This is a genomic window from Cellvibrio sp. (genome assembly GCF_053579595.1).
The window spans coordinates 1-2,604 of the sequence record NZ_JBRFPI010000507.1 but is presented as its reverse complement, the minus strand read 5'-3'; the positions used below and the strand labels follow the sequence as shown (position 1 = coordinate 2,604).

Sequence of the window (2,604 nt, the reverse complement as noted above, 5' to 3'; positions counted from 1 at the left end):
GTGGGAGCTCAAAGCCTGCTTGTAAACGGTACCCAAGACCCGGCTCCCCATAGGCAGGAACTCCAGTCACTGAAAGGTCGTTGATATAACGGTATATCGAGCGCACAGACACCTGCAGCTGTTCGGCAAGTTTGGCTGCAGAGACGGGTTGCTGGCGACGAATTAAATTCACCAGCTGAAATAGACGATCCGCTTTACGCAACGAAAGCTCCTTTTAGAAAAGTGCACCATCTCTTGATGGCGCTTGTTTCCGCAGATGGACAAATCTATAATGATAAATAATATCAAATGCATCTTAATGCTACATGTGAATTTATCACACTTAAAATTCGTTGACTGGGGGGTCTCACAACAAATGGCTTTAACTAATAACCGCCTTTTACAAACAAAACTCGCATTAATCATCACCAGCCTATCCATCAGCAGTCTAGCGCAGACCGATGTTGAAGAGCTGGTGGTTACCGCTACACGCACCAATCGCACCATTTCATCTATTCCAAATACAGTCAAACTAATAGATCGTGATGCAATTGAACAACAGCTCGCCGTTAGTTCAAGCCTTCTGGATAGTTTGAGTTTTTCAGTACCGAGTCTCACGCCCAGTCGTCAGAAAATGACTACGACGGGCGTCACTCTGCGCGGCAGAACACCGCTCTATATGGTAGACAGCATTCCCCAATCCACTCCGCTGCGTAATGGTGAGCGCAGTGGTTTCACTATCGATTCGGAATTCGTGGAGCGGGTAGAGGTTCTCTACGGTGCTAATGCGATTCAGGGTGTAGGGGCTACTGGAGGGGTAATTAATTATGTGACTATCAGCGCGCCCCGCAACGGTAATCTTCTGCAGCGCGTTGGCGTCGAATTGGAAAGCGATAATTTTGAAAGTGATGGTTTGCATTATCGTACTACTGGCCTTCTCGGCAAAAAATCCGGCGCGGCCGATGTTGTGATCGGAGCCACCTTTGATGCACAGGATTTATATTACGACGGTTATGGTAACCCTGTGGGTGCAGACACAACCCAAGGCGACACCATGGATAGCAAAACTAAAAACGTGTTCGGTAAATTCGGCTACGACTTTAGTGATGAGCGCCGCCTTGAAGTCACCGGAAATTATTTTAAATTAGCGGGCGATGGGGATTATGTTGGCATTGCCGGTAATATTGAAAATGGTATTCCCGCCACATCAACCGAAGGCACGCCACCAGCCGAGCCAACCTATAACGAAGCCAGCAATATCGCCGTCACCTTTACTGAAAAAAATCTTTACGGCGGTAACCTCAATACACAGGCATTTTATTATGATTTTTATGCCCTCTACGGTGCCGGGATTTTCGCTGCATTACAGGATGCTGCGATTGCTCCGATTGGAACACTGGTAGAGCAATCTGCGTTGGACTCAGAAAAATTTGGCGCAAAACTCACATACAGCAAAGAAGATTCTCTCTGGTCAGGGTTACAGTTGGTGGCCGGTCTGGACTACTTGCAAGACAAAACCTTGCAGGAGTTAGCGCAAACCGGGCGAGTGTGGGTACCGGAAATGATCTATCGTGGCTGGGCTGGCCTGTTACAGCTGGAGCAATCGCTAGTGAACGATAAACTGCGTATTTCTGCGGGAGCACGCAGTGAACATGTTGAATTGGATGTGCCGGATTTCACTACAATCGCCAGTGCCAAATCCACATTTGTCAGCGGCGGTACACCCAGTTTTGAGAAAACACTGGGCAACTTCGGGCTGGTTTATGACCTAAGCGAGCAAGTTACATTGTTTTCCTCTTACACCCAAGGCTTCACTATGCCTGATGCCGGTTTAATTTTGCGTGCGGTAAATACGCCTAATCAGACCGTGGATTCGTTAGTGGATCTACAGCCAGTGGTCGCCGATAACATTGAAACTGGCGTTAACTACAAAATTGCTGGTTTTGCTTTGGATGCCAGTTACTTTTGGTCTGATTCGGATTTGGGATCGAGAATCCAGGTGGTCAATGGTGCAGGCCAAATTCGCCGCGAAAAAACTGAGATAGAAGGCTGGGAAATTACTACCAGTTATCAATTTTCATCCGGACTAAAAATTGGTACCGCGTATAGCAACCTTGATGGCCGCTACGACTCCGACGCCGATGGCCGAGTGGATAAAGATTTGGATGGCCGTAATATTGCCGCCAACCGTTGGAATAGTTTTGTAGAGGGTTCGCTTACACAACAATTCGATGCACGCTTGCAATATTCAAAATTATTGGATCGCGATTTTGATGGTGGTTTGCCACAACATAATTTCGAGGGTTACGACTTGGTAGATCTCATCATGATTTACGATACTTTATCAGCAGGTAAATTAACGCTCGGTATCCAGAACGTGTTCGCTGAAGAGTATATCACTTACTTTTCACAATCTTACCCGGCCACCACTGATGACAATTATGTGTCGGGGCGTGGACGGGTAATAACACTTGGCTGGAAAATGGATTTATAACCGCACACTAGTGCGAGTTAATACCTGAGACGGGTGAGCCTTCAGCGCTAGCACTACCCAGCAGTAGCATTACTACTGCTGGGATTTATGAAGAGCAGAGCCTCTCATTAACTGATAAACCACCGGCAATA

The 2,604-nt window shown here is 47.1% G+C and carries 2 protein-coding genes; one reads left to right on the top strand and one right to left on the bottom strand.

Translation table 11 applies throughout. The features are described from left to right. Positions 1-202: helix-turn-helix transcriptional regulator (locus ACWA6V_RS20455; protein WP_449524217.1), on the bottom strand; the 202-nt coding region annotated here is incomplete at its 3' end. 153 nt (positions 203-355) lie between these two features. Between ACWA6V_RS20455 and ACWA6V_RS20450 the strand changes: the two genes are divergently transcribed. After that, positions 356-2,473, top strand: coding sequence for a TonB-dependent receptor (locus ACWA6V_RS20450; RefSeq protein ID WP_449524216.1), 2,118 nt, complete (start codon positions 356-358; stop codon positions 2,471-2,473). The last annotated feature ends 131 nt before the right edge of the window (positions 2,474-2,604 follow it).

Bases quoted from the DNA above. Each gene is read 5' to 3' on its own strand.
- ACWA6V_RS20450 (WP_449524216.1), top strand. From the start codon at position 356: ATGGCTTTAACTAATAACCGCCTTTTACAAACAAAACTCGCATTAATC.